Source organism: Streptomyces kanamyceticus (genome assembly GCF_008704495.1).
GTDB classification, from domain to species: Bacteria; Actinomycetota; Actinomycetes; order Streptomycetales; family Streptomycetaceae; genus Streptomyces; species Streptomyces kanamyceticus.
On sequence record NZ_CP023699.1, the window covers coordinates 5,194,689 to 5,218,485 of the forward strand.

The following is a 23,797-nucleotide window of genomic DNA, read 5'->3' on the forward strand; positions in this document are numbered from 1 at the left end:
CGGCCGCCCGCCCCGAACCGCTCACCCACCGAGGACTACGAGGAAGGCGCGCCATGGCGAAGACGGCGGCCGCGCGCACGCAGCGGCAGGCGCGGACGAGTGTCTGGCTGCAGGAGAAGACACCACGCGGCCGCGGCCGCAAAGGTGACCATCCGAGCGGTCTCGACAGGGACCGGATCACCGAGGCCACGATCCGCCTCCTGGACGCGGAGGGCCTCGCCAAGTTCTCCATGCGCAGGCTCGCCGGGGAGCTCGACGTCACGGCGATGTCCGTCTACTGGTACGTCGACACCAAGGACGACCTGCTCGAACTCGCCCTCGACGCGGCCTGCGGCGAGATGGTCCTGCCGGACACGGACACGGACACGGACACGGACGCGGACGCGGCGCCGCCCGGGGGCTGGCGGGAACAACTGCGCGAGCTCGCGGACCAGTACAGGGCGCTCCTGATCCGGCATCCGTGGGTGTCGCCGCTGGTCGGCAAGTACCTCAACGTGGGCCCGAAGTGGCTGGAGTTCGCGCTCGCGGTGCAGCGGGCGGTACAGAACACGGGTCTTTCGGCGGATCGCCAGAACGGGGCGATCGCGGCGGTCTTCCAGTTCGTCTACGGCTTCGGAACCATGGAGGGCCTGGTCACCGCGCGGAGCCGGGCGGCGGGGATGACGCAGGACGAGTACTACCGGGAGGCGGTCGACGCCGTCCGGGAGGGACTCAGGTCGCACGAGCTGATGCAGAGCGCGGACCGGCTGCTGGAGGCGCGGGGCGGGGCGACCGTGGCGGAGATGTGGGACCGTGACTTCACCACGGCGCTGGATCTTTTGATGGCTGGCATTGAGGCGCTCCTCGGCGCGGAATCCTCCCTGTAGGAGCAACCCGCCTTGGCTTCGGCTGTGGGGCGGGGCCGCGGCGGTATGTCCGTCCTCGCCGTCCCAGAGCCTTGCCACACTTCGGGCACCTCGGTACGTGGCCCCCAGTGCTCCGGGCGGACATACCGCCACGTCCCCTCAGGCCGGGATGGCGACTGCGGGCCGGTGGGGGTCCGCCGCTGTGGGCAGATGTTCCGCAGGGCGAGTGGGGTCTCCCCTGCTCGAGCGAAGCCGAGAGCTTGGGGAAGGGTGGGCACAGCCCCCGTCGCCGAGGGGCGGAGCGGGGGCACAAGCACGGTGCGGGTGGAGGAAGGCACCGGCGCCGAGGGGACGTTACTTCGCCGGAAAGCCCCCCGTGGCCACCGGCCCCCACCGCTCCGGTGTCACCCGGATGATCGACTTTCCCTGTGACAGCATCGCCGCCCGGTACTCGGCCCAGTCAGGATGCTCCCCGGAGATGTTCCGGAAGTACTCCACCAGCGGCTCCACGGACTCCGGAGCATCGAGCACCTCCGCCGTACCGTCGATCTGAACCCACGGCCCGTTCCACTCGTCACTCAGCACCAGCACACTGACCCGAGAATTCCGCTTGGCGTTCCGCGTCTTGGCCCGCTCCGGGTACGTGGAGATCACGATGCGTCCCGAGTCGTCGACCCCGCAGGTCAGGGGCGAACCCTGCGGCGCCCCGTCGGCCCGTGCGGTCAACAGGACCGCACGGTGCCGAGGCCGGACGAAGTCCAGCAACTCATCAAGGGTGACAGAGGTGTTGGTAGCGATGTTGGGTGCCATGCGAGCACCCTAACGACGGGGCCGACCCGATCCTCAGACCTGGGGCAACGCGTCCCCCTGCACGGCCTGAATGTCCAGCTCCACCTTCAGCGTCGTGCCGATCGCCGAGATCCCCGCCTGCACCACCTGGTTGTAGTTCATCGCGAAGTCCTCCCGGCGCAGCTCGGCCGTCGCCCGGAACGCCGCTCGCGTCCCGCCCCAGGGATCCGCCCCGGTCCCCAGGTAGCTCAGCTCCAGGTCCACCGGGCGTACGACCCCGTGCATCCCCAGCTCCCCGTGCACCGTCCACCGGTCCGTCCCCGAGGGGGTGAGCCCGCTGGAGCGGTAGGTGATCTCCGGGTACTGGTCGACGTCCAGGAAGTCGGGGGACTTCAGGTGCCCGTCCCGCATCCCGTTGCCCGTGTCGATCGAGGCCGATCGGATGACCGCCTCGACCCGTGACTTCTCGACGTCCTCGGCGATCTCGACCCGCCCGCCGAACTCCGTGAACCGCCCGTGCACGCTGGTGATCCCGAGGTGCTGCGCGACGGCGCCCACCGTGGAGTGCGCGGGGTCGACGGTCCACGGCCCGGGCGGCGGCAGCTCCGTGCCGCCCTGCCGGGCGAGGACGACGTTGCCGACCTCGGCGCGGCCGCTCGCGGTGACGAGCGCGGTCGAGGCGACCGGGGCGTAGCCGACGGCGGTGACGATCACCGTGTACGGCCCGGACGGGAGCACCGTGGCGTCTCGTACGGCGCCCTCGTCGTCCGCGTCCACGCGCAGCACCTGCGTCCCCGTCATGTCCGTCACCGTGACGACGGCGTGCGGCACGGCCCAGCCGTCACGCGTGCGGATCCGAGCGTTCAGTCCCATCCCGTTTACTCCTTGCCCATACCAAGCTCAAAAGAACGGGGCCACAGAACCGCGACCCCAGAAAGCGCAAAAAGAACGACCCCCGGCGGCGATGACCGGCTGTCCCCTGCCGTGAACGCCACCGCCGGCCCGGGGGCCCCTCCGCAACCGGCCCGTGGCCACGCCTCCGCTCGGGGCGCGGCCACGGGCCGGGGTCGGTCACTCGCCCGGGTGGGCGAGTTCGATGTCGTGGTTGTCGACACCGCTGCCGGTCACCGTGAGACCGGTGGCCACCGGCGGGTACCCGGTCGCGATGACCGTGTACTCACCACTGTCCAGGTCGGTGAAGGCATAAGCCCCGTCCGCCCCGGTGGTCGCGGTGGCGACGACGTTGCCCGCCGCGTCGACGAGCGTGACCCGCGCGTCGTTCAGCGGCCCGGCGCCGGCCCGCACCGTGCCAAGCACCTGGGAACCGGAGTTGAGCTCGACCTCGACGCGGGTGACCCCGGCGCCGCCGACCTCGACGGGCAGGGCGAGCGGCCGGTGCCCCGCGGCGTTCACCGCGACGGTGACCGTGCCGGGGACCAGCTCGGCGAAGGTGAACTCGCCCTGCTCACCGGAGACTCCGGTGGCGAGCACATCGCCGCGCACGTCGGTGATGATGACCATCGCGCCGTGGACGGGCAGCTTGCTGTCCACGTTGCGCACCACACCGGTGAGCCCGCTGGTGCCGCTCAGGAGGATGTCGTACGCGAGGGGATCCGCGCCCACGACGACGGTGGACGCCTGCGGCTGGAACCCGTCGGCGGAGGCGATGAGGACGTACGACCCGGCGCTGGGGGCGTCGATCGCGTAGGACCCGTCGCCCTGCGCGACCGCGCGGCCCAGCTGCCGTCCCCCGAGGGAGATCAGTGTGACGGCGGCGCGGGGCACCGGCACACCCTCGGCGCCGCGGACGAAGCCGCCCACCGGGATGCCGCCCGTGACCTGCGGGGGAAGCCCTCCGGCCCCGGCGACGGACGCCACGGCGGCGAGCTTCTGCGTGCCCTCGGGCCCGGCCTCGGCGGACGAGGCGGCAGAGGTGGCAGAGGCGACGGAGGCGAGTACGGGCTCGTCGGCGACGGCGGTCGCGGCGGGAGCCGCGGCCGGAGCCACACCGTCCGCGGAGTCACCGGCGGCGGCCTGGGCCAGCGCGCCGGAGGTCCGCAGCGGCACCTCCTTGATGAACAGCGTGATCAGGAAGGCGATGAACGCCAGCGGCGCGGCGATCAGGAAGACATCGGCGATGCCGTGCCCGTACGCGCTCTCCATGACCGTGCGGAACGGCTCCGGGATCTTGTCGAGGTCCGGGATGCCGCCGCCGCCCGTGCCGCCGTGGCCGAACTGTGCCGCGGCCTTCGGGCCGAGGTCGGTGATGCCGTCCTTGACGTAGTCGGTGATGCGCGTGGCCATGATGGCGCCGAGCGCCGAGACGCCCATCGCACCGCCGAGGGAGCGGAAGAACGTGACGGTGGAGCTGGCGGAGCCGAGGTCCTCGGGAGCGACCTGGTTCTGCGTGCACAGGACCAGGTTCTGCATCATCATGCCGATGCCGAGACCCATCAGGGCCATGAAGATCGCGATGTGCCAGTACTCGGTGTCGTACCGGATGGTGCCGAGCAGTCCGAGCCCCGCGGAGACCAGCAGACCGCCCGCGACCAGCCAGGCCTTCCACTTGCCCGTCTTGGTGATGACCTGCCCGGAGACGGTCGACGAGACGAACAGGCCGCCGATCATCGGGATCGTCATGACGCCGGACATCGTCGGGGACTCGCCCCGCGCCAGCTGGAAGTACTGGCTGAAGAAGACCGTGCCCGCGAACATCGCGACACCCACGAAGAGCGAGGCGAGCGAGGCGAGCGTGATGGTGGGGTTGCGGAAGAGCCGCAGCGGGATGATCGGCTCGCTCGCCCTGGACTCGACGAATACGAAGATCAGCGCGAGCAGGACGGATCCGCCGACCATGGCGCCGGTCTGCCAGGACATCCAGTCGTACTTGTCACCGGCGAAGGTGACCCAGACGAGCAGCAGGCAGACGGCGGCGCTGATGAAGAAGGCACCGGCCCAGTCGACCTTGACGTTCCGCTTCACGACGGGGAGCTTCAGGGTCTTCTGCAGGACGATGAGCGCGATGATCGCGAAGGGCACGCCGACGTAGAAGCACCAGCGCCAGCCGAGCCACGAGGTGTCGGTGATGACGCCGCCGAGCAGCGGACCGCCGACGGTGGCGACGGCGAAGGTCGCGCCCAGGTAACCGGAGTAACGCCCGCGCTCGCGCGGGGAGATCATCGCGGCCATGACGATCTGCGCGAGGGCGGAGAGACCGCCGACGCCGATGCCCTGGACGACGCGACAGGCGATCAGCATCCCGGCGCTCTGGGAGAGCCCGGCGACGACCGATCCGCCGACGTAGATGATCAGGGCTATCTGGACCAGGGCCTTCTTGCTGAAGAGGTCCGAGAGCTTGCCCCACAGGGGCGTCGTCGCGGTCATCGCGAGCAGTGAGGCGGTGACGACCCAGGTGTAGGCGGACTGGCCGCCGCCGAGGTCACCGATGATCTCGGGCAGGGCGTTGGAGACGATCGTCGACGACAGGATCGCCACGAACATGCCGAGCAGCAGCCCGGACAGCGCTTCCATGATCTGCCGGTGCGTCATCGGAGCGTTCTCGTCGTGATGCGCTCCGTGCTTGGCGTGGCTGCCCCGCACACCGGCTGGTGTGGTTGTTGCCATGGACTTCCTTTTTCTACGCGGGTGTACGGGTGGTCTCTGGGGTGGTCTGTGTGTCGTGGGGGGATAGGGGCAGCCGGGCCGAAGCCGCGCGGCAGTCCCCGAAGCTGTCGCGCAGGCGCGCGAGCAACGTGCTGAGCTGGACCACTTCGTCGTCCGTCCAGTCGTGCAAGTAATGGGTGAGCGTCCGGATGGAGAGCTCGGAGAGCTCGTCCACCTTGGCCTTGCCGGTGGGCGTGAGGCGCAGGATCCGGGAGCGCTTGTCCGCGGGGTCGGGATCCCGGTGGATCCACGCCCTCTCCGCGACGTGGGCGACGTGCCTGCTGGTCACCGACATGTCGACGGCGAGCAGCTCCGCGAGCCTGCTCATCCGCATCTCGCCGTGCCGGTCGAGCAGGATGAGTACGGCGGCGGATCCGGCGGGGCAGTCGTGCGGCAGGCCTCGTCCGAGTCCGCGCTTCACGGCACCGATGGCGCTGAGCTGTCGGGCCAGCTCCTCGTACTGACGCTGCGCGGCCACGGCACCTCCTGTGGATTTGTTTGTTGCTTAGGGCAACGATAGAAGCAGTTGGTTGCCGCAGGCAAACTAAAACGGGACCAAGGTCCTAAAGAGTCGGCAAAGGTCTGGGGCCTCGCTCGTAAAGTCGCTGGCCAGAGGGGGTTGGGCGGAGAGCGGTGGATTCGCTAGGGTCCTGCTCCATGGCACATAACCCCCAGGGTCCCCAGGGCAACCCCGACCCCGCCGGCAGCACGCAGATGTTCCGCGCCTTCGTGGACGAGTCGCCGCAGGGTCAACGGCAGCAGGCTGCCGCCTCCTCCGGGCCGCGCGTCGGCCTGATCGTCGGCGTCGTCCTCGCGATCGTCGTCGTGGCCGGTGTCGCGTGGCTCGCGCTTAAGTAAGACCTTCGCCGCACGTCCCGTGCGGGTGCTTCGTGGCTGGGCGCGCAGTTCCCCGCGCCCCTACGGGGCGCCCCTACTTCCAGTCCACCGAGACGTCCTGCGTCTCCACGTGCATACCGGGCGGAACGCGCCACGCGTCGACGCATACCGGCCAGGTTTTCTCCTTCTTCCGGCCGGGGGCGATCGGCGCCGGAAGCTTCACGGTCGACTCGATCGTGGCCCAGTCGATGCCGAGCGCGCCGATGATGTGCGTGCCGAAGGTGACCGTGCCCGAACGCACCGGCGAGCCGCCGGTGTTGCGGAAGGTGACGGTCACCTTCTCGCACCAGCGCTTGTCGGCGGGCTTCCGCTCCGGGTCGCCGACGTCGAGCTTCGCGGGCCCGCTCGGGGGCGTGGGCTTGTCCGTCCCTGGCGGCGACGACGGGGTGCCGGAATGCCCCTCCGTGGGACCGGAGCCGCCGCGTCCGCCCGGGGAGTGGCTCGACGAGGGCGCGCCGCCGCTCGGGTCGGCAGGGCCCGTCGAGCCAGTTGAGCCCGCCGCGTCCGAACCGGCCTTGCCGCTGGGCGACTTCCCCTCCGCGTCACCCGAGCCGCCCGCGTCCCTCGCGTTGTCGCCCGCCCCGGCGCTCGACGGCGCCCCTGAGCCGCTACCGCGCTTGCCGCCGCCCGCGTCGAGCGGCACGAGATCCACGTCGCCGGTCGGCGCCACCGTCTTCCCCGGCGCCCGCTCGGGGGAGGCCCCGGCCGGTCCTGTCGCCACATAGCCGTCTCCGCTGTCGCCTCCGCAGGCGGACAGCAGACCGCCGAGGCAGAGCGCGGCGGCACCGGCACCGAGCACACTTCGCACAGCACGTCGCATCGCGCCAGTGTGGCTGACGGTCCGTCAATTAGGAACCCCGTCAGCAACACCGGTCACGTAGGCGGCTGTTGAAGCCCTCAGTCCGCGATCAGACCCTCCCGCAGCTGCGACAGCGTCCGCGTGAGGAGGCGGGAGACGTGCATCTGCGAGATGCCGACCTCCTCGCCGATCTGCGACTGCGTCATGTTGGCGAAGAAGCGCAGCATGATGATGCGGCGCTCGCGCGGCGGCAGCTTGGCGAGCAGCGGCTTGAGGGACTCGCGGTACTCCACGCCCTCCAGGGCCGTGTCCTCGTACCCGAGGCGGTCCGCGAGGGAGCCCTCGCCGCCGTCGTCCTCGGGGGCCGGTGAGTCGAGCGAGGAGGCGGTGTAGGCGTTGCCCACCGCGAGCCCGTCGACGACGTCCTCCTCCGAGACGCCGAGCGCCGCGGCGAGTTCGGGGACGGTCGGCGAGCGGTCGAGCCGCTGGGCGAGCTCGTCGCTGGTCTTCGTCAGTGCGAGGCGCAGCTCCTGGAGGCGGCGCGGGACGCGCACCGACCAACTGGTGTCCCGGAAGAAGCGCTTGATCTCGCCGACGACCGTCGGCATCGCGAACGTCGGGAACTCCACGCCCCGTTCGCAGTCGAAACGGTCGATCGCCTTGATCAGGCCGATCGTGCCGACCTGGACGATGTCCTCCATCGGTTCGTTGCGGCTGCGGAAGCGGGCCGCCGCGTACCGCACGAGCGGGAGGTTGAGCTCGATGAGCGTGTCGCGTACATAGACGCGCTCCGGGCTGTCCTGGTCGAGTGCGGCGAGCCGCAGGAACAGGGAGCGGGACAGGGTCCTGGTGTCGATGGCTTCCGGGGCCGTTGAACTGCGAAGCGCGTCGGGCGCGGATTCACTCGGGCTCTTGGTGAGCGTGAGTGTGAGCACCTTCGAGCTGCCCTGGTCTGCGGACATGCCACCCCCTTGAGGTCGCGGACGGTCGCGGCGGGCGCTCCCGTCGGAGGAACGCAGCCTCCACCTGAATACCGGAGGTGGGGCTACGGCAAACGCGGTTCCAGCAGAATGTCACATGTCGGCAACACGCTGTAGTTACTTGTCGACAAACAAGGGTGACATCCGTGCAGGAAAGAGGGGGTCTGGGGCTTTTAACGAAGGAGTGCCGTCGGGAACAGTCCCGACGGCACTCCACTCGATACGGTTACGCCTCGATCCGATTTGCGGATCGAAGCCGAGCGAAGCTCCTGGCGAGCAGTCTCGACACGTGCATCTGGGAAACGCCGAGTTCCGCGCTGATCTGGGACTGCGTCAGATTGCTGTAGTAGCGCAGGAGCAGGATCCGCTGTTCGCGCTCGGGCAGTTGGACGAGGAGATGGCGTACGAGGTCGCGGTGTTCGACGCCGTCGAGCGCGGGGTCCTCGTAGCCGAGCCGGTCGAGCAGTCCGGGCAGCCCGTCGCCCTCCTGGGCGGCCTCCAGCGACGTCGCGTGGTACGAGCGTCCGGCCTCGATGCAGGCGAGCACCTCGTCCTCGGTGATGCGCAGGCGCTCGGCGATCTCCGCGGTGGTCGGCGAGCGCCCGAAGGCGGTGGTGAGGTCCTCGGTCGCGCCGGTCACCTGCACCCACAGCTCGTGCAGTCTGCGCGGCACGTGGACGGTGCGGACGTTGTCGCGGAAGTACCGCTTGATCTCGCCCACGACGGTCGGCATCGCGAAGGTCGGGAACTGCACGCCCCGGTCCGGGTCGAACCGGTCGATGGCGTTGATGAGCCCGATGGTCCCGACCTGGACGACGTCCTCCATCGGCTCGTTGCGGCTCCTGAAGCGCGCGGCCGCGTACCGCACGAGCGGGAGGTTGGCCTCGATGAGCGCGCCGCGCACGCGGCCGTGCTCGGGGCCGCCCGGTTCCAGCTCCTTGAGCTGGCCGAAGAGGACCTGCGTCAGGGCCCGGGTGTCGGCACCGCGGGTGCTCCCGGTGCTCGGTGCCGCCTTTGCGGGTGGCGCCTGCGCGGGGGGAGCTTCGGGCGCGTTCACGGGTGGAGCTTCGGGCGCAGTACTGGCCGGCACGGTCAACGCCACCCCTTCTCAAACAAGCACGGTCAAGCTCGGTCGACCCTGATCAACTCATCCGTCAAAAGCGGTCATAGCATCACAAGACATGTGCACTGTGTGCAAGCACCCGATAACTACGTGTTGAGGGAGGAGTTGGGGCACAAGACGCAGAAAAGCCCCTCACCGTTCCGGTGAGGGGCCGACGTGTCGGAGGGGTCAGAACTCGTAGTCCGCGATCACCCACGTGGCGAACTCGCGCCACAGCGCGACGCCCGCCTGGTGGGCCGGGTGCTCGATGTACCGCTTCAGCGCATCGGTGTCCTCGACCGCCGAGTTGATGGCGAAGTCGTACGCGATGGGGCGGTCGGTGATGTTCCAGTCGCACTCCCAGAACGTGAGCTCCGGGATCTGCCCGCCGAGCGCGCGGAAGGCTTTGACGCCCTCGACCACGCGCGGCTCGTCGCGCGTGACGCCGTCGTTGAGCTTGAAGAGGACCAGATGGCGGATCACGGGCACTCCTTGGAGAAGGCTGGGGCGGTACGGCGTCGGCGGCCCTGGCGGCCGCTCAGTCCTTGCCTCCGTTGGCGACCCAGGTCATGAAGTCGCCGATGCTCTGAGCGGCGCTCGAGACGCCTTCGAAGCCTATCTGCACGTAGTCCGCGGCCTTGGCCGGGTCGGTGATGATCACATAGAGCACGAAGACGACCACGACGAAGAGGCCGAGCTTCTTCCACTGCACTGCCACGATCTGGCCTCCCCTTACCCGCGCCCCATGTGACCCCTGTGACGGCGGTGAGTCTAACCCGGAGCGCCCTCACGGGGCTTTTAAGGACCAACGGCCCGGCAGCAGAGGCCCTTTGCCCGGCCCTTCCCGGTGGCGCGCGGAGCAGGATGGGTGATGAGCCCAGCGGATCTGGCAGGAATCCGCGGGCGAAGGGACTGCCCCTACTGCGGGGTTCGCGCCGTCTGCTTCCCCCCTGACGGCGGCGCTGACTTGAGGGACAGTCCTCGTCGGGGGAAGCGGCTTGTCCCCCCGATGCCGCTTCCCCCGTCCTGACGGGAGAGAGCCCCGGCGCCTTGTGCGGGCGCCGGGGCTCTTCGCGTATCCGGGGCTCTTCGCGTACGCGCGAGAACGACTCCCCTGTGCGCGAGAACGACGAAGGGCCCGTCCGCGTGGACGGGCCCTTCGTATCAAGAGCGGTAGCGGTGGGATTTGAACCCACGGTGAGTTTCCCCACACTCGCTTTCGAGGCGAGCTCCTTCGGCCGCTCGGACACGCTACCGAGAGGAACTCTAGCCCAAGGTGGGCCGTGGTCAGAAATCCGATTGGCCCAGCGCCTCCGGAGAGCCCCGACGGCCCTCCCGGAAGAAGCGCCTGAGGAGTTCCGACGCCTCCTCGTCGAGGACGCCCTGAATGACTTCGGGCCGGTGGTTGAGCCTCCGGTCGCGTACGACGTCCCAGAGCGAGCCCGCAGCGCCCGCCTTGTCGTCCCTGGCCCCGTAGACGACCCGGGCGACACGGGACTGCACGATCGCGCCCGCGCACATCGTGCAGGGCTCCAGGGTCACCACGAGCGTGCAGCCGGTGAGGCGCCACTCCCCGAGCCCGGCGGCGGCCCTGCGCAGCGCGAGGACTTCCGCGTGCGCGGTCGGGTCGCCGGTCGCCTCGCGTTCGTTGTGCCCGACGGCGAGCACCGTCGTGCCGTCCGGGGACAGCACGACGGCACCGACCGGGACGTCACCGCCCCGGACGGCGAGTCCGGCCTCGGCCAGCGCACGCCGCATGGGCGCGCGCCACGGGTCGCGCAGGGGATCGGTCGTCTCCGGTCGGTCGGTCACACCGGGAACCTACGGCACGCGCGGCTAGCGCACCGTTTCGAGCACCTCCGCAGCTCCGAGGATCTCGGCGATCTCGTTGAGCGCGTCACCGCTCTCCAGGCCGATGAGGTCCTTCCGCGGCACACCGAGGTCCGCGAGGATCTCCGTGTCGCCGAGCGGGCCCGCGGGCACCGCGTCACCGGTGTCGGCGTCCGCGTCCGGATCGTCGGCGGGGTCGGCGTCCGCCGGTTCCCCGTCCTCCGTGCCGTCGAGGTCGAGGGCGTCGAGGTCGGCGGCCGGGTCGTCGGCCCCCGGGTCCCGGCCGAGCATCTCGTCGGTGAGCAGGATCTCCCCGTACGAGCTGCGGGCGGCCGCGGCGGCGTCCGAGACGTAGATGCGAGGGTCCTCCTCGCCGTCCACGCGGACGACGCCGAACCACGCGTCTTCCTGTTCGATGAAGACGAGCACTGTGTCGTCGTCGTAGTCAGCCGTGGCTTCACGGGCCAGGTCGGCCAGATCCGCCAGGGTCTCCACATCGTCGAGCTCCGTGTCGCTCGCTTCCCACCCGTCTTCGGTGCGCGCGAGCAGTGCGGCGAAGTACACCGTGACTCTCCCACTGGTCATAGGCAGTGCCGGTTGGCGGTTTTGGGGTCCCCCCGGCGAGGTCGGGGAGCGGGGAGCACTGTGCCGAGCCCCGCCCATTCGGAATCGTGGCAGAAACAGCGCCGTCAGGAGAGGTCTTCCGCCCGCTGTGTCCGCGTCGCGTTTTTCCTGACGTCCCGCTGACGCTTCGCGAGACGTGTCGCGTACGGGTCCCGCTACCAGCGGAACGTACGCATACGCATCGCCCGACGCGCGCGTGCCGCCCGGGCGCGCCGCGGCTTCACGCGCTCGCGCAGCTCGATGGCCTCGGTGCGTTCGCGCAGGAACTGGGCACGACGCCTGCGGCGCTCCGCGTCCGTCTCGTCTTCCGGCTTGCGCTCCGCCATGGGCCACACCACCTCAGTCCGTACGTCCCCACCTTCCCCCCGGCGGCCGGGTTGATGCCAGCGCGGGGCGAGGGGGCCGGGCCCGGTTACTGTTGACGTCATGCGGATCCACGTCGTCGACCACCCGCTGGTGGCGCACAAACTCACCACGCTGCGCGACAAGCGCACCGACTCCCCGACCTTCCGGCGCCTCGCCGACGAGCTGGTCACCCTGCTCGCGTACGAGGCCACCAGGGACGTGCGCACCGAGCAGGTCGACATCGAGACCCCCGTGACGCGGACGACCGGCGTGAAGCTGTCGTACCCCCGTCCGCTGGTCGTGCCGATCCTGCGCGCAGGTCTCGGCATGCTCGACGGCATGGTGCGGCTGCTCCCGACCGCCGAGGTCGGCTTCCTGGGCATGATCCGCAACGAGGAGACCCTGGAGGCCTCCACGTACGCGACGCGCATGCCCGAGGACCTCTCCGGGCGTCAGGTGTACGTCCTGGACCCGATGCTCGCCACGGGCGGCACGCTCGTCGCGGCCATCCAGGAGCTCATCAAGCGCGGCGCCGACGACGTGACCGCCGTGGTGCTGCTCGCCGCCCCCGAGGGCGTCGAGGTCATGGAGCGCGAGCTCGCGGGCACGCCGGTGACGGTCGTGACGGCCTCGGTCGACGAGCGGCTCAACGAGCACGGGTACATCGTGCCGGGGCTCGGTGACGCGGGGGACCGGATGTACGGGACGGCGGAGTAGTACCCGTTCCCGTTCCTGCTCCCGTCCCCGTCCCCGTCCCTACGGGGTCAGCAGTTCTTGTCGCCTGACTTCGCGGGCGTCGGCTCGGGCTTGGCGAGTTCCGCCAGGGCCTTGTCGGCGTCCGCTTTCTTCGCCAGGTCCTTGAACTTCGTACCGAGGATCAGATCGACCTCGCCGCCCTTGCGCCCGTCGGTCCTCGGCTCGGCGCCCGCGAGCTGCGTGCCGAGGACGGGGAGCGCGGTGTCGGCGGCCGACTTGGCGCCGAGCAGTATCCCGGTGCCCTTCACCTTCTTGTCGAACGCCTTCGTGGCGTTGCCGACCTCGCCGATGGCGAAACCGCGCTTCTTCAGCTCGTCCGCGGTGTCCTTGGCGAGGCCGCCGCGGGGCGTCGCGTTGAAGACGTTGACCGTGATCTGACCCGGCTTGGGCAGCGGCTTCGGTTTCGGCTTCGCCTCGGAAGGACTGGCTGGGGCGGCCTGCTTGCGGTCGCCGTCGCGGTCGCAGTCCGAGGCCGCGGGTGCTGCCGCCGATGCCTTGTCGCCGCCCGTGAAGACCTGGATGAGCTGCAGCGTGCCCCAGCCGATCAGAGCCAAGGCCGCGGCGGACGCGATGACCGCGAGCACGATCCTGCGGCGCCCGCTGGGTCGGCGCATGCGCGGATATTTGTCCCCCGTGATGCGGTACTTGCCGCCCATGCCGGGGGGAGTGAGCATGCTCATGGGCGCAGCGTAGTGCCGGGCGGCGACGATGCCTACTAAATGATCATTGCCCCGCGCCGACTCCAACCCAAAAGGGCCAATGCGGATGTGTGGCGGGGCTCGCGCGCGGGAGCGGAGACGTCAGCCCAGTTCGAGCACGCGCGCGTGCAGCACCTGGCGCTGCTGGAGCGCGGCGCGGACCGCGCGGTGCAGCCCGTCCTCCAGGTAGAGGTCGCCCTGCCACTTCACGACGTGCGCGAAGAGGTCGCCGTAGAAGGTGGAGTCCTCGGCGAGGAGGGTCTCCAGATCCAGCTGGCCCTTGGTGGTGACGAGCTGATCGAGGCGGACCGGGCGCGGCGCGACGTCCGCCCACTGCCGGGTGCTTTCCCGGCCGTGGTCGGGGTACGGCCGGCCGTTTCCGATGCGCTTGAAGATCACACGGAAAGCCTACCGGGCAAGGCTCTCCGGGCGCAGCCATGGCGACGGAGTGCGACTCTGGGAAATGACGCTGTATATCGGGGCAAACCGGGAACACTCAAGCCGGGAACAGGGGCCGAAGTGAGCGACAGCCAGCCGATGCCGTCCATGTCCGACAGTGGAAACCGCCCGAACGTGTCAGAGGTGGGTGCGGGGGTGACGGGCGGAAGCGGGGGTTCCGTGGGGGCCCCGGGTTCTGCGGGAGATGTGGGCTCTGGAGCGGGTGGAGGTGGGCGGGGGAGATTCGTGCCGCCTGTGGCTGGAGGGGGTGAGGGTGCGGGTGCGAGCGCCGGTGTGGGTGCTGGTGCCCCGCCCGAGACGGTTCCCGGCGGTGCCCCGTCCGAGACCGTTCCCGGCGGTGCGGGTGCCGGTGCTCTGCCCGAGACCGTTCCCGGCGGTGCCGCCCTGCCTCAGGAAGCCATGGAGATCGCCGCCGGGTACGCCTTCACCGGGCCCGCCCTCGATCTGGGCGCCCTGCTCTGGGACGGGCAGTGCCTCGCCGACGCGCAGATCCGCATCCCGTTGCCCATGCTCAACCGGCACGGTCTCGTCGCGGGGGCCACCGGTACGGGCAAGACCAAGACCCTGCAGCTCATCGCCGAGCAACTGGCCGCGCAGGGCGTTCCCGTCTTCCTCGCCGACATCAAGGGCGACGTCTCCGGCATCTCCGCCCCCGGCGAGGCGGGCGCCAAGGTCGCCGAGCGCGCCGCCGACGTGGGCCAGCGGTGGGCGGCCACCGGGTTCCCGAGCGAGTTCTACGCCCTGGGGGGCATCGGCACCGGGATCCCCGTGCGGGCCACGATCACCAGCTTCGGCCCCGTACTCCTGTCGAAGGTCCTCCAGCTCAACCAGACCCAGGAGCAGTCGCTCGGGCTGATCTTCCACTACGCCGACCAGAAGGGCCTCGAACTGGTCGACCTGAAGGACCTGCGGGCGGTCGTCACCTTCCTGACGTCCGACGAGGGCAAGCCGGAGCTCAAGGGCATCGGCGGGCTCTCGACGGTGACGGCCGGGGTGATCCTGCGGGCGCTCACCGCCTTCGAGGCGCAGGGCATGGCCGACTTCTTCGGAGAGCCCGAGTTCGACACGAGCGAGTTCCTGCGGACGGCGCGGGACGGGCGCGGCATGGTGTCCGTCCTCGAACTGCCCTCCGTACAGGACAAGCCCCAGCTCTTCTCCACGTTCCTGATGTGGCTCCTCGCCGACCTCTACAACGACCTGCCCGAGGTCGGCGACATCGAGAAGCCGAAGCTCGTCTTCTTCTTCGACGAGGCGCATCTGCTCTTCAACGGGGCGTCGAAGGCGTTCCTGGAGGCCATCACGCAGACCGTGCGGCTCATCCGGTCCAAAGGCGTCGGCGTCTTCTTCGTCACGCAGACGCCCAAGGACGTGCCCGCCGATGTCCTCGCCCAACTGGGCAACCGCGTGCAGCACGCGCTGCGCGCCTTCACCCCCGAGGACCAGAAGGCCCTCAAGGCCACGGTGCGGACCTTTCCCGATTCCCCGTACGACCTGGAGGAGATCCTCACCGGAATCGGCACCGGCGAGGCCGTGATCACCGTACTGAGCGAGAAGGGCGCGCCGACGCCGGTCGCCGCGACGCGGCTGCGGGCGCCCGAGTCCCTGATGGGCCCGGTGGAGGCCGCGGCGCTCGAACAGGCCGTGCGGTCCTCGCTCCTCTACTCGCGCTACGCGGACGCGGTCGACCGGGAGTCCGCCTACGAGAAGCTGACCGCCCGGGAGGCGGAGACGTCGGCCCGCAAGCAGGCGGAGGCGGACGCGGCGGCGGCGCGGAAGGAGGCGCGGGCGAAGCCTCAGGGGGACGGGTCCGTGGTGGAGCAGGTGGTGGGGAGCGGGATGTTCAAGTCGCTGCTGCGGTCCATGGGGACGCAGATCGGCCGGGAGATCTCCCGGTCGGTGTTCGGGACGGCTCGGCGCAGACGCTGAGTCTGGCGGGGCGCCTTGGTCGGCGTCTGCGCCGGGGTGTGTGTCAGTCGTCCTTGGGGTGCTCGCGGTGGTGGTCCTGCGGGGGCTGGTTCCGGTGAGGCTCGGTCTTCTCCGGGGGAGGGCTCTGCGTGCGGGTCGCTTCCGCGCGCAGGAGCGCCTGGAGGGCCGCGTACGGGTCAATGGGCATGGGGGTGTCCTCTGATCTGCGCTGATGGCTGATGGGGGAGGGCGTGCTTGGCCTCTCTCCTGTCAGCAGCGCAGGACCACCGAGCGGCGGGTCGGGACGTGGGGGCGCAGGCGCGGGGCCGGTGGGGGTGCGGCTTCTGCGGCTGCTTGTGCTTGTGCTCGCGCTCGTGCTCGTGCTCGTGCGGGGGCCGGGGTGTCGCGGCGGCGTGGGGCCGGGGCGGGGAGACGCAGGACGGGGTCGGTGGCGTCCTGCTGGGTCTCGGGGGCGGACTCGGTGGAGAGGGTGGTGGGTGGCGGGGTGGGAGTGCTTGGGGTCGCGGGGGCGGTGAGGGTGAGGAGGACGAGTACGAGGATGAGCAGGGCGTGGAGCCGCGGGGCGGGGCGGGCGGGGGCGGACGGGGCGGGGGCGGACGGGGCCGTGCGGCTCATGGGGGCCATGTCCCCGCCCGGACTCCACCTTGACCAAGGTGGGGCGCAGATCCGCCCTCATGGGCTACGGGGCGATGGCTCTTCGCCGGGGCGGGTGTCTGCGCCTTGGGTTCGTCTTGGGGGCGGGGCCGCGGGGGTATGTGCGTACTCGCCATCCCGGGGCGGGGGCTACTGGGCTTGCTTCCTTGCCTCGGTCTGTACTGTGCTCCGTTCGCACATACCCCCACGTCCCCTCGGGAGCGCTCGCGGCTGCGGGCCGGTGGGGGTGTCCCCACCCCCGCCCGCGCCGTGGCTTGTGCTCCCGTTCCCGTCCCTCGGCGACGGGGGCTGTGCCCACCCGTGCCGCCCAGCGGCACGATTGCCCACAGCTGAGCGCGCCCGCAGTCGCGAGCGCTCCTGAGGGGACGTGGCGGTATGTCCGCCCGGAGCACTGGTTGCCTCGTTCCGAGGTGCCCGTGGTGTGGCAATGCTCTGGGACGGCGAGGACGGACATACCGCCGCGGCCCCGCCCCACAGCAAGCGAGGCGGCTCCTACAGGAAGGGTCCGTCGCGGAGATTCGGGTGGGCGGGTGGGGATAGTCCGCCGCGGAGCGGCGGGGTTGGGGCTCCTACAGGGGCAAGACGGTAGCGCTGGAGTGGTGAGGGGAACGTTCGCAGGGGACCATCGGGGGATGGAGCGGACACTCAGATTGGCGCAGCAAACCGAGGCGGATGAACTGCTGGGTCGCAGCCCGCTCGCCGCCCTCGTGGGCATGCTGCTCGACCAGCAGGTCCCCATGGAGTGGGCGTTCGCGGGCCCGTACACGATCGCTCAGAGGCTGAACGCCGAGGACCTCGACGCCCACGACATCGCCGCCTACGACCCGGAGGGGTTCGCCGCGCTGCTCTCCGAGAAACCGGCGGTCCACCGCTACCCGGGCTCGATGGCCAAACGCGTCCAGCAGCTCTGCCAGTACCTGGTGGACCACTACGACGGCGACCCCGCCGCCGTGTGGGAGGGCGTCCCGACCGGTGAGGAGCTGCTGAAGCGCCTCAACGACCTGCCCGGCTTCGGCAAGCAGAAGGCGCAGATCTTCCTGGCCCTGCTCGGCAAGCAGCTCGGCGTACGGCCCAAGGGCTGGCGCGAGGCCGCGGGGGATTACGGCGAGGCCAAGTCGTACCGCTCGGTCGCGGACATCACGGGCCCCGAGTCCCTGCAGAAGGTCCGCGCGCACAAGCAGGAGATGAAAGCCGCGGCGAAGGCCGCCGAGGCCAAGAAATGAGGCCAGGAAATGAGGCCAGGAAATAAGGTGCGGCGGCGGGAACCCGCGCATTAGCCTCGTGAGCATGTCTACGCCCCGCATCTCCTAGCCAGGACACACGCCTTCACGTCACCCGTGTGTCCATTCGCTATCGCGGAGCGTTACCCAATGATCACCGTACGAGGCATCGACGTGCGCGTCGGAGCCCGACTGCTGCTGTCCGACGTCAGCTTCCACATCGCCCCCGGCGACCGCATCGGCCTGGTCGGCCGTAACGGCGCGGGCAAGACCACCCTCATGAAGGTCCTCGCGGAGCGGCTCCCGCCCGCCGCCGGTGCCGTCACCCGCAACGGCACCCTCGGCCACCTCGCCCAGGACCCCGGCGCCGCCGACCCCGCAGTCACCGTCACCGACCGCATCCTGTCGGCCCGCGGCCTGGACGAGGCGGTGGCCGCGCTGCGTGCCGCGGAGGCCGCCATGGCGGCGGCGGAGGGTGCCGCCGCGCAGGAGCGGGCCATGGCCGCCTACGCCCGCGCCGACGATCTGTTCCAGGCGCGCGGCGGCTACGCCGCGGAGGCCGAGGCCGCCCGGGTAGCCGCGGGGCTCGGGCTGCCCGAGCGGTCCCTGCGGCAGCCCGTCGGTGACCTCTCCGGCGGCCAGCGGCGCCGCGTCGAGCTCGCCAGGATCCTGTTCTCGCAGCACGACACGCTGCTCCTCGACGAGCCGACCAACCACCTCGACGCCGACTCGGTGGCGTGGCTGCGCGGTTATCTGGCCGGGTGGCAGGGCGGGCTCGTGCTCATCAGCCACGACACCGGGCTCCTCGCCGACACCGTCAACCGCGTCTTCCACCTCGATCCCCGGCGCGCCGTCATCGACGTGCACAACACCGGCTGGCGCACCTACCTCGCCCAGCGCGAGGCCGACGAGCGGCGGCGCACCCGCGAGCGGGCCAACGCCGAGCGCAAGGCCGCGTCGCTGCGCGCCCAGGCCGACAAGATGCGCTCCCACGTCGCGACCGCGACCGCCGCGAAGAACATGGACCGGCGTGCCGAGCGGATGCTCGCGGGGACGGAGCCGGTGCGGCGCGGCGAGAAGGTCGCGCGGATCCGGCTGCCCGAGCCCGCCCCGTGCGGCCGGATGCCGCTCGGCGCGGTCAGTCTCGCCAAGTCGTACGGCCCTCATCGCGTGCTCACCGGTGTCGACCTCGCCGTCGACCGGGGCAGTCGGCTCGTCGTCCTCGGTCTCAACGGGGCGGGCAAGACGACGCTGCTGCGGATCCTCGCCGGGCGCGAGCGGCCCGACGCGGGGCGGGTGGTGGCCGGGACCGGGCTGCGGCTCGGGTACTTCGCGCAGGAGCACGACACCCTGGACGGCGCGAAGAGCGTCCGCGAGAACCTCGCGGGCGCGGCTCCGCACCTCACCGACGGTGAGGTGCGGCGCGTGCTCGGGTCGTTCCTGTTCGGCGGGGACGACGCGGACAAGCCCGCCGCCGTCCTCTCCGGCGGCGAGAAGACCCGGCTCGCGCTGGCCGGGCTCGTGCACTCGGGCGCGAACGTCCTGCTGCTCGACGAGCCCACGAACAACCTCGATCAGGCGTCCCGGGGGGAGGTGCTCGGCGCCGTGGGGACGTATCCCGGGGCGATCGTGATGGTCACGCACGACGAGGGGGCGATCGACGCGTTGCGGCCCGATCGGGTGCTTGTCCTGCCGGACGGGGTCGAGGATCTGTGGAGTCCGGACTACCTGGGGCTCGTGGGTCTCGCCTGAGGGCCGTGGGGCGTTCGGGGCGGGTCCGGCTAACGTGGCTGCGCATGGTGATCGGTTCTCATGCGTACGCGGGTGATGCCCTGCCCGTGCCGGGTGCGGTCGCGCGGGGGATCGCCGCGCGGTGCGAGACGCGCGTGAACGTCCTGGCCCGGCACATGACGCGGGACGCCTTCGCCCGGCTGCCCGGCTACGACGAGCTGCCGTCCGACGTGAAGGACGTCGAGATCGCCGCCACCGCACGGCACGGGCTCCGGCTCTTCCTCGACCGGGTCGCCGCGCCGGACGGCATGCCGGGCGAGGTGCCCGGTGACTACGAGTACTTCCGGGAGCGTGCCGCCCAGCGCGCGGACGAGGGGATGCCGCTGCGGCTGCTGCTCAGCACGCATCTGCTGGGGACCCAGGTGCTGTGGCGCGCGCTGCGGGACGCCACCCGGCGCGGCGAGGAGGCCGCGCTCGCCGAGCTGAGCGACTTCCTGTTCACCGCGCAGGAACGCGTCGTCGCCGCCGTCACCGAGACCTATCTCGACGAGCGGGCCGCCGTCCTCGCCGAACGGCGCGAGGAGCGGCGGTCGTTGGCCCGCGCCCTGCTGGAGGGCGCTCCGGTGGGGGACGAGGGGGCCGCCTTCGGTGGGGGCTGTGTCGTGCTCTTCCTGTCGTTGCCGTCGGAAGGGGGTGGCGCGCGGCCCGTCGCCTCGCGGCGGCTCGTGCGGCGCGTGCAGGCCGCCCTCGACCGGACCTTCGGCGGCGGGGTGCTGACCCTCCTCGACGGGGCGGGCGGGCATGCCGTCGTGCCCGGGGACATCGACGTCGTCGAAGTACCCGATGGGTTGGGGGTGTTGCTGGCCGAGGTGTGCGGGGGCGCGGTGCGGGTCGGTGTCGCGGGCTCGGGGGGTGTGGACGGGATTCCCGCCGCCGCTCGTACCGCCGAGGAAGTCGTACGGGTCGCCCGCGCCTGTGGGCGCCCGCCCGGTCCGCACCGGCTCGACGACGTCCTGCTCGAATACCACCTGTCGCGGCCCAGCGCGGGCAGCGAGCGCATCGCCGCGCTGCTCGAACCCGTCGCGGAGCGACCCGAGTTGACCGAGACCCTGCGTGCCTACCTGGAGCTCCGGCAGGACCGCAGGGCCACCGCGCGTCGGCTCAGCCTGCATCCGAACACCGTCGACAACCGGCTCGCCCGGGTCGCCGCGCTGACCGGGCTCGACCTCACCTCGTCGTACGGCACCGCGCTCGCCCTCGCGGCGCTGCTGCTGCGGGAGGTCGGGGGCGAGCCCGGGGCATGAGCCCTACTCGATCTCGATGCCCCGCTGCTTGCCGACCGCGGGCCGCTGCTCCTGCTGCTGCGCGGGGCTCAGGTTGGCCCTGACCGAGTCGAGGATCGTCAGGCCCTGGCCGACCAGGCCCGCCGCGATCTCGCCCAGGCCGTCCGCGCCGTTGAGCACGTTCACGTTGGCGCCGGACAGGCCCGTCGCGGCCTCCTTGACGATCAGCGGGAGCTGGTCGATCAGCATCCGGTCGAGCGCCACGCGGTCGTACGAAGCCGCCGCCTCCGCCTGGATCTTCATCCGCTCGGCCTCGGCGAGGGCGAGGACGCGGATGCGTTCGGCGTCCGCCTCCGCGGGCTTCACGACCTCGGCCACCAGCTGCTGCTTGCGCAACTCGGCGGCGCGCTGCGCCAGTTCGGTCTTGGCGTCGAGCACCTCCTGCTGCGCGTGCGCCTCGGCGAGCGGGCCCGCCTGGGCGGACTTGGCCTGGGCGCGGTCGACCTCGGCGGAGTACTCGGCCTGCACGATGGCGGTGCGGCGCGCGTACTCGGCCTGGTTCCGCGCGGCCTCCTGCTGTGCCTCCGCCGACGCCTGGGTGGCCTGCGCCTGGGCGATCTGGGCCTGGCGCTGGATGGCGGCCTTGTGCGGGGCCGACATGGCCTCGATGTAGCCGGTGTCGCCGTCGTCGATCGACTGGATCTGCAGCGAGTCCACGTGCAGGCCGATCTTCGCCATCTCCGACTTGGAGGTGTCCAGGACCTCCGTGGCGAGCTTCTGCCGCTCGGTGACGATCTCCTCGACGGTCATCGAGCCGATGATGGACCGCAGGTGGCCCGCGAAGATCCGGCCCGTCAGGATCGACATCTGGTCCTGGTCGGAGAGGAAGCGCTGGCCCGCGTTGACGATGCTCTCCGTGTCGTTGCCGACCTTGAAGGCGATCACCGCTCGCACGGTCAGGGCGATGCCCTGCTTGGTCACACAGGTCTCGACGACCTCGGCCTCGCACATGGCGAGCTTGAGGAAACGGGTCTTGCGGAACACGGGGAGCACGAACTTGCCGTGCCCTGTCACCACACGGAACGGTGCGCCCCCGAGTCCGCGCCTGCCGCCCGAGATCAGCATCGCCTCGTCGGGAGCGGGAACGCGGTAACCGAACATCTTGCTCTCCTCAATGGGCGCCGCCGACGCCTGGGTCGGTCAACGCCTCCAATGGATCGGCCCACTTGATGACGTCGACCTGGCGGGAGCCGCGGGACTCGGTCACGAGCACGGTCGCCCCGCGCGGGAGGGGGGCGTCGGACCAGGCGAGGAACGTCTCCGTACCGCCGCGGACCCGCACGAGGACCTCACCGGGTCCCGCGTCGCCGCGCGTGCCGAGAACCAGCTCGCCCGTACAGCCGATCACCGCTTCGTCCGGCCCCATCGGCGGCCGCCCCCTTGCCACTTCGGTCTCGTCGCTGACTTTATCCCCCGGGGGATGAAATCCCCTCTCCTGGGCCGTGCCGCTGTGCTTCCATGCTCCGATGAGAAGAGATCGCTCCGCAGGTTCGGCCGACGCCCACCCCGTTCTGCGCATACGGGAGCGGGACGAGACCCGCGACATGGACGCGTGCGTCGCCCTCCTCGCCGAGGTCCACGAGAGCGACGGCTATCCCGTCAACTGGCCCGCCGCGCCCGCCGATTGGCTCGCCGGGAACGCCCCTCTCGGCGCCTGGGTGGCCGAGCTCGACGGGCGGGTCGTCGGGCACGTGCGGCTCTCCCGGGTCGGCGCGGACGACGCGGCGCCCGTGCTGTGGAGCGAGCGCGCGGGCGTGCCCGTCGGGGCGACCGCGGTGGTCTCCCGCCTCTTCGTCGCCCCGAGCGCCCGTGGCCACGGCATCGGCGCGCTCCTGATGACACGGGTCGAGCGGGAGTCGCGGGGGCGCGGCCTGCACCCGGTCCTCGACGTCGTCTCGACCGACGCCCCGGCCGCCGCGCTCTACGAACGCCTGGACTGGGAGCTCCTGGACGTCGTCGAGCGGGAGTGGGGGCCGGGGCGGCTGGTCGCGCTGCGGTGTTACGCGGCGCCTTCGCGGGGTGAGTCCGGGACGTCTGGGAGGGGTGAGTCCGGGAGGGCCGTATCCGGGGCGGGCGCGTCCGCGGCGGCCGTGTCCGTGGGGGCCGTGGCCGCCGACGCCACCCCCCGCAGCGCCGCGAGCAGCCCGCGCAGCGCCGGCTGAGCCGGGGCCGCGTTGCGTACCGCCGCGTGGATCGACCTGACCGGTTCGGGTCCCGCGACCTCCCGTACGACCACGTCGGGGCGGTGGCCGCCCGCCAGGGCGAGTTCGGGGAGCAGGGTGACGCCGAGTCCGGCGGCGACGAAGCCCTGCGCCGTCGCGTAGTCGCCGCTCTCCACCACGAAGTCCGGGGTGAACCCGGCGGCCCCGCACGCGTCGAGCACCGCGTCCTGGCAGGGTCCCGGTGACTCGCTGCCGACCCATGACTCGCCCGCGAGGTCGGCGAGTTCGACGACCGGCTCGGCGGCGAGGCGGTGGCCCATCGGCAGCACCGCGCGGTAGCGGTCGTCGAGCAGGTGCAGGAAGCGGACGCCCTCCGCGGCGAAGCCGTCGCCCGGCCTGACCACCAGCGCCAGGTCGACCCTGCGCGCCTTCACGTCGAGTACCGGATCGTCGAGGTCGAAGAGCTTCAAGTCGACCAGTACGCCCGGGTGTTCGCTCCGCAGCGCGGCGAGCGCGGGCGCCACGAGGGACGCTCCCGCCGTGGCGAAGTACCGCATCGAGACGCGGCCCCGGTGCCCGGCCCGCAGCTCGGCGAGCGCGGTCTCGGCCTCGGCGACGTGCTTGCCGATGGCCGTCGCGCAGTCGCTGAGCAGTCGGCCCGCGTCCGTCGGGCGCACGCCGCGCCCTGTCCTCTCCAGGAGCGGGATGCCCGCCTCCTTCTCCAGGGCCGTCATCTGCTGGCTGACGGCCGATGGCGTGTAGCCGAGGTTCCTGGCGGCGGCGGTCACCGAGCCGCTGGTGACCACCGCCCGCAGGATCTGCATGCGCCGCATATCAAGCATGCAGCACAGCTTAATCCAGAGTGCACATCTTTTCGCTTGTCTTACAACAGCTCTCGGGAGACGGTACGAGGACTCCACCCAGCCCGAGAACACAGGAGGCCGACCGTGCCCAGCGGTTCACGCGCCACCCTC

General features: G+C 71.2%; 26 protein-coding genes, 1 tRNA gene and 1 pseudogene. 8 read left to right on the forward strand and 20 right to left on the reverse strand.

Annotated features, from left to right (window positions below; translation table 11 throughout):
- Nucleotides 1-53: 53 nt before the first annotated feature.
- On the forward strand, nt 54-866 hold the full coding sequence (locus CP970_RS22060) for a TetR/AcrR family transcriptional regulator (protein WP_055553730.1): 813 nt from the start codon (nt 54-56) through the stop codon (nt 864-866).
- A 333-nt stretch (nt 867-1,199) separates the two neighbouring features.
- On the opposite strand, the gene CP970_RS22070 is transcribed toward CP970_RS22060, so the two are convergent.
- From CP970_RS22070 to CP970_RS22085, 4 genes are all read right to left on the reverse strand, one after another.
- Nucleotides 1,200-1,655: a PPOX class F420-dependent oxidoreductase gene (locus CP970_RS22070; protein ID WP_055553728.1), complete on the reverse strand. Its 456-nt coding sequence runs from the start codon at nt 1,653-1,655 to the stop codon at nt 1,200-1,202.
- A 33-nt stretch (nt 1,656-1,688) separates the two neighbouring features.
- Nucleotides 1,689-2,507 carry a YceI family protein gene (locus tag CP970_RS22075; protein WP_055553726.1) on the reverse strand — a complete coding sequence of 273 codons (819 nt, stop codon included), beginning with the start codon at nt 2,505-2,507 and terminating at the stop codon, nt 1,689-1,691.
- Nucleotides 2,508-2,705: 198 nt separating this feature from the next.
- Nucleotides 2,706-5,258, reverse strand: coding sequence for an MFS transporter (locus CP970_RS22080; protein WP_079043890.1), 2,553 nt, complete (start codon nt 5,256-5,258; stop codon nt 2,706-2,708).
- 13 nt (nt 5,259-5,271) lie between these two features.
- Complete coding sequence (locus tag CP970_RS22085) at nt 5,272-5,775, reverse strand: MarR family winged helix-turn-helix transcriptional regulator (protein WP_055553724.1); 504 nt, start codon at nt 5,773-5,775, stop codon at nt 5,272-5,274.
- A 179-nt stretch (nt 5,776-5,954) separates the two neighbouring features.
- Between CP970_RS22085 and CP970_RS22090 the strand changes: the two genes are divergently transcribed.
- Nucleotides 5,955-6,155 carry a hypothetical protein gene (locus CP970_RS22090; protein WP_055553722.1) on the forward strand — a complete coding sequence of 67 codons (201 nt, stop codon included), beginning with the start codon at nt 5,955-5,957 and terminating at the stop codon, nt 6,153-6,155.
- 73 nt (nt 6,156-6,228) lie between these two features.
- On the opposite strand, the gene CP970_RS22095 is transcribed toward CP970_RS22090, so the two are convergent.
- The 9 genes from CP970_RS22095 to CP970_RS44275 form a co-directional block, all read right to left on the reverse strand.
- Nucleotides 6,229-7,014, reverse strand: a complete 786-nt coding sequence (locus CP970_RS22095) for a hypothetical protein (protein ID WP_055553719.1) — start codon at nt 7,012-7,014, stop codon at nt 6,229-6,231.
- A gap of 77 nt (nt 7,015-7,091) precedes the next feature.
- On the reverse strand, nt 7,092-7,955 hold the full coding sequence (locus CP970_RS22100) for an RNA polymerase sigma factor SigF (protein WP_055553717.1): 864 nt from the start codon (nt 7,953-7,955) through the stop codon (nt 7,092-7,094).
- A 244-nt stretch (nt 7,956-8,199) separates the two neighbouring features.
- Nucleotides 8,200-9,063, reverse strand: a complete 864-nt coding sequence (locus CP970_RS22105; protein WP_079043893.1) for an RNA polymerase sigma factor SigF — start codon at nt 9,061-9,063, stop codon at nt 8,200-8,202.
- Between the two features lie 201 nt (nt 9,064-9,264).
- On the reverse strand, nt 9,265-9,558 hold the full coding sequence (locus CP970_RS22110) for a Dabb family protein (RefSeq protein ID WP_055553712.1): 294 nt from the start codon (nt 9,556-9,558) through the stop codon (nt 9,265-9,267).
- 55 nt (nt 9,559-9,613) lie between these two features.
- Complete coding sequence (locus CP970_RS22115) at nt 9,614-9,793, reverse strand: hypothetical protein (protein ID WP_055553710.1); 180 nt, start codon at nt 9,791-9,793, stop codon at nt 9,614-9,616.
- A gap of 453 nt (nt 9,794-10,246) precedes the next feature.
- Nucleotides 10,247-10,331 (reverse strand) — tRNA-Ser (locus tag CP970_RS22120).
- Nucleotides 10,332-10,362: 31 nt separating this feature from the next.
- Entirely contained in the window at nt 10,363-10,833 is a 471-nt protein-coding gene (gene tadA / locus CP970_RS22125) for a tRNA adenosine(34) deaminase TadA (RefSeq protein ID WP_079043892.1), read from the reverse strand.
- 78 nt (nt 10,834-10,911) lie between these two features.
- Complete coding sequence (locus CP970_RS22130; protein ID WP_055553707.1) at nt 10,912-11,469, reverse strand: tRNA adenosine deaminase-associated protein; 558 nt, start codon at nt 11,467-11,469, stop codon at nt 10,912-10,914.
- Between the two features lie 215 nt (nt 11,470-11,684).
- Nucleotides 11,685-11,855 (reverse strand): hypothetical protein, encoded by a 171-nt coding sequence (locus tag CP970_RS44275; protein WP_169801280.1) that lies wholly within the window; start codon nt 11,853-11,855, stop codon nt 11,685-11,687.
- Between the two features lie 100 nt (nt 11,856-11,955).
- Between CP970_RS44275 and upp the strand changes: the two genes are divergently transcribed.
- A complete protein-coding gene (gene upp, locus CP970_RS22135; RefSeq protein WP_055553705.1) occupies nt 11,956-12,591 on the forward strand; it encodes a uracil phosphoribosyltransferase in 636 nt (211 codons plus the stop codon).
- Between the two features lie 47 nt (nt 12,592-12,638).
- Here the strand turns inward: upp and CP970_RS22140 are convergent, their stop codons facing one another.
- Complete coding sequence (locus CP970_RS22140) at nt 12,639-13,310, reverse strand: LytR C-terminal domain-containing protein (RefSeq protein ID WP_224058607.1); 672 nt, start codon at nt 13,308-13,310, stop codon at nt 12,639-12,641.
- Nucleotides 13,311-13,430: 120 nt separating this feature from the next.
- Nucleotides 13,431-13,727, reverse strand: a complete 297-nt coding sequence (locus tag CP970_RS22145; RefSeq protein WP_003955420.1) for a type II toxin-antitoxin system VapB family antitoxin — start codon at nt 13,725-13,727, stop codon at nt 13,431-13,433.
- A gap of 459 nt (nt 13,728-14,186) precedes the next feature.
- Between CP970_RS22145 and CP970_RS22150 the strand changes: the two genes are divergently transcribed.
- Nucleotides 14,187-15,713 carry a helicase HerA-like domain-containing protein gene (locus CP970_RS22150; protein WP_150494834.1) on the forward strand — a complete coding sequence of 509 codons (1,527 nt, stop codon included), beginning with the start codon at nt 14,187-14,189 and terminating at the stop codon, nt 15,711-15,713.
- Nucleotides 15,714-15,756: 43 nt separating this feature from the next.
- Here the strand turns inward: CP970_RS22150 and CP970_RS44280 are convergent, their stop codons facing one another.
- Both CP970_RS44280 and CP970_RS45555 read right to left on the reverse strand, forming a co-directional pair.
- Nucleotides 15,757-15,900 carry a hypothetical protein gene (locus tag CP970_RS44280; protein WP_191094942.1) on the reverse strand — a complete coding sequence of 48 codons (144 nt, stop codon included), beginning with the start codon at nt 15,898-15,900 and terminating at the stop codon, nt 15,757-15,759.
- A 62-nt stretch (nt 15,901-15,962) separates the two neighbouring features.
- The gene (locus tag CP970_RS45555; protein WP_150493773.1) at nt 15,963-16,328 is read right to left on the reverse strand and encodes a hypothetical protein; all 366 of its coding nucleotides are present in this window, start codon (nt 16,326-16,328) and stop codon (nt 15,963-15,965) included.
- Nucleotides 16,329-16,999: 671 nt separating this feature from the next.
- Between CP970_RS45555 and CP970_RS22160 the strand changes: the two genes are divergently transcribed.
- The 3 genes from CP970_RS22160 (at nt 17,000) to CP970_RS22170 (ending at nt 20,622) form a co-directional block, all read left to right on the forward strand.
- On the forward strand, nt 17,000-17,590 hold the full coding sequence (locus CP970_RS22160) for an HhH-GPD-type base excision DNA repair protein (protein ID WP_055554993.1): 591 nt from the start codon (nt 17,000-17,002) through the stop codon (nt 17,588-17,590).
- A 147-nt stretch (nt 17,591-17,737) separates the two neighbouring features.
- Nucleotides 17,738-19,339 carry an ABC-F family ATP-binding cassette domain-containing protein gene (locus CP970_RS22165; RefSeq protein ID WP_055554990.1) on the forward strand — a complete coding sequence of 534 codons (1,602 nt, stop codon included), beginning with the start codon at nt 17,738-17,740 and terminating at the stop codon, nt 19,337-19,339.
- 44 nt (nt 19,340-19,383) lie between these two features.
- Entirely contained in the window at nt 19,384-20,622 is a 1,239-nt protein-coding gene (locus CP970_RS22170) for a PucR family transcriptional regulator (RefSeq protein ID WP_150493775.1), read from the forward strand.
- A 3-nt stretch (nt 20,623-20,625) separates the two neighbouring features.
- Here the strand turns inward: CP970_RS22170 and CP970_RS22175 are convergent, their stop codons facing one another.
- Nucleotides 20,626-21,762, reverse strand: coding sequence for an SPFH domain-containing protein (locus tag CP970_RS22175; protein WP_150493777.1), 1,137 nt, complete (start codon nt 21,760-21,762; stop codon nt 20,626-20,628).
- Nucleotides 21,763-21,772: 10 nt separating this feature from the next.
- Complete coding sequence (locus CP970_RS22180) at nt 21,773-22,027, reverse strand: hypothetical protein (RefSeq protein WP_055553423.1); 255 nt, start codon at nt 22,025-22,027, stop codon at nt 21,773-21,775.
- A gap of 178 nt (nt 22,028-22,205) precedes the next feature.
- Between CP970_RS22180 and CP970_RS45045 the strand changes: the two are divergent.
- Nucleotides 22,206-22,604: pseudogene (locus CP970_RS45045) on the forward strand (GNAT family N-acetyltransferase); the annotation flags it as partial.
- A 56-nt stretch (nt 22,605-22,660) separates the two neighbouring features.
- On the opposite strand, the gene CP970_RS22190 reads toward CP970_RS45045, so the two are convergent.
- Nucleotides 22,661-23,665, reverse strand: coding sequence for a LysR family transcriptional regulator (locus CP970_RS22190; protein WP_150493779.1), 1,005 nt, complete (start codon nt 23,663-23,665; stop codon nt 22,661-22,663).
- Nucleotides 23,666-23,797: the final 132 nt, after the last annotated feature.

Coding starts and splice junctions, on each gene's coding strand:
- tadA (WP_079043892.1), bottom strand. CDS start 10,833: ATGCGGCGTGCGCTGGCCGAGGCCGGACTCGCCGTCCGGGGCGGTGAC.
- CP970_RS22075 (WP_055553726.1), bottom strand. CDS start 2,507: ATGGGACTGAACGCTCGGATCCGCACGCGTGACGGCTGGGCCGTGCCG.
- CP970_RS22070 (WP_055553728.1), bottom strand. CDS start 1,655: ATGGCACCCAACATCGCTACCAACACCTCTGTCACCCTTGATGAGTTG.
- CP970_RS44275 (WP_169801280.1), bottom strand. CDS start 11,855: ATGGCGGAGCGCAAGCCGGAAGACGAGACGGACGCGGAGCGCCGCAGG.
- CP970_RS22080 (WP_079043890.1), bottom strand. CDS start 5,258: ATGGCAACAACCACACCAGCCGGTGTGCGGGGCAGCCACGCCAAGCAC.
- CP970_RS22170 (WP_150493775.1), top strand. CDS start 19,384: ATGGTGATCGGTTCTCATGCGTACGCGGGTGATGCCCTGCCCGTGCCG.
- upp (WP_055553705.1), top strand. CDS start 11,956: ATGCGGATCCACGTCGTCGACCACCCGCTGGTGGCGCACAAACTCACC.
- CP970_RS22060 (WP_055553730.1), top strand. CDS start 54: ATGGCGAAGACGGCGGCCGCGCGCACGCAGCGGCAGGCGCGGACGAGT.
- CP970_RS22190 (WP_150493779.1), bottom strand. CDS start 23,665: ATGCTTGATATGCGGCGCATGCAGATCCTGCGGGCGGTGGTCACCAGC.
- CP970_RS22100 (WP_055553717.1), bottom strand. CDS start 7,955: ATGTCCGCAGACCAGGGCAGCTCGAAGGTGCTCACACTCACGCTCACC.
- CP970_RS22160 (WP_055554993.1), top strand. CDS start 17,000: ATGGAGCGGACACTCAGATTGGCGCAGCAAACCGAGGCGGATGAACTG.
- CP970_RS22090 (WP_055553722.1), top strand. CDS start 5,955: ATGGCACATAACCCCCAGGGTCCCCAGGGCAACCCCGACCCCGCCGGC.
- CP970_RS22140 (WP_224058607.1), bottom strand. CDS start 13,310: ATGAGCATGCTCACTCCCCCCGGCATGGGCGGCAAGTACCGCATCACG.
- CP970_RS22180 (WP_055553423.1), bottom strand. CDS start 22,027: ATGGGGCCGGACGAAGCGGTGATCGGCTGTACGGGCGAGCTGGTTCTC.
- CP970_RS22165 (WP_055554990.1), top strand. CDS start 17,738: ATGATCACCGTACGAGGCATCGACGTGCGCGTCGGAGCCCGACTGCTG.
- CP970_RS45555 (WP_150493773.1), bottom strand. CDS start 16,328: ATGAGCCGCACGGCCCCGTCCGCCCCCGCCCCGTCCGCCCCCGCCCGC.
- CP970_RS22095 (WP_055553719.1), bottom strand. CDS start 7,014: ATGCGACGTGCTGTGCGAAGTGTGCTCGGTGCCGGTGCCGCCGCGCTC.
- CP970_RS44280 (WP_191094942.1), bottom strand. CDS start 15,900: ATGCCCATTGACCCGTACGCGGCCCTCCAGGCGCTCCTGCGCGCGGAA.
- CP970_RS22150 (WP_150494834.1), top strand. CDS start 14,187: ATGGAGATCGCCGCCGGGTACGCCTTCACCGGGCCCGCCCTCGATCTG.
- CP970_RS22175 (WP_150493777.1), bottom strand. CDS start 21,762: ATGTTCGGTTACCGCGTTCCCGCTCCCGACGAGGCGATGCTGATCTCG.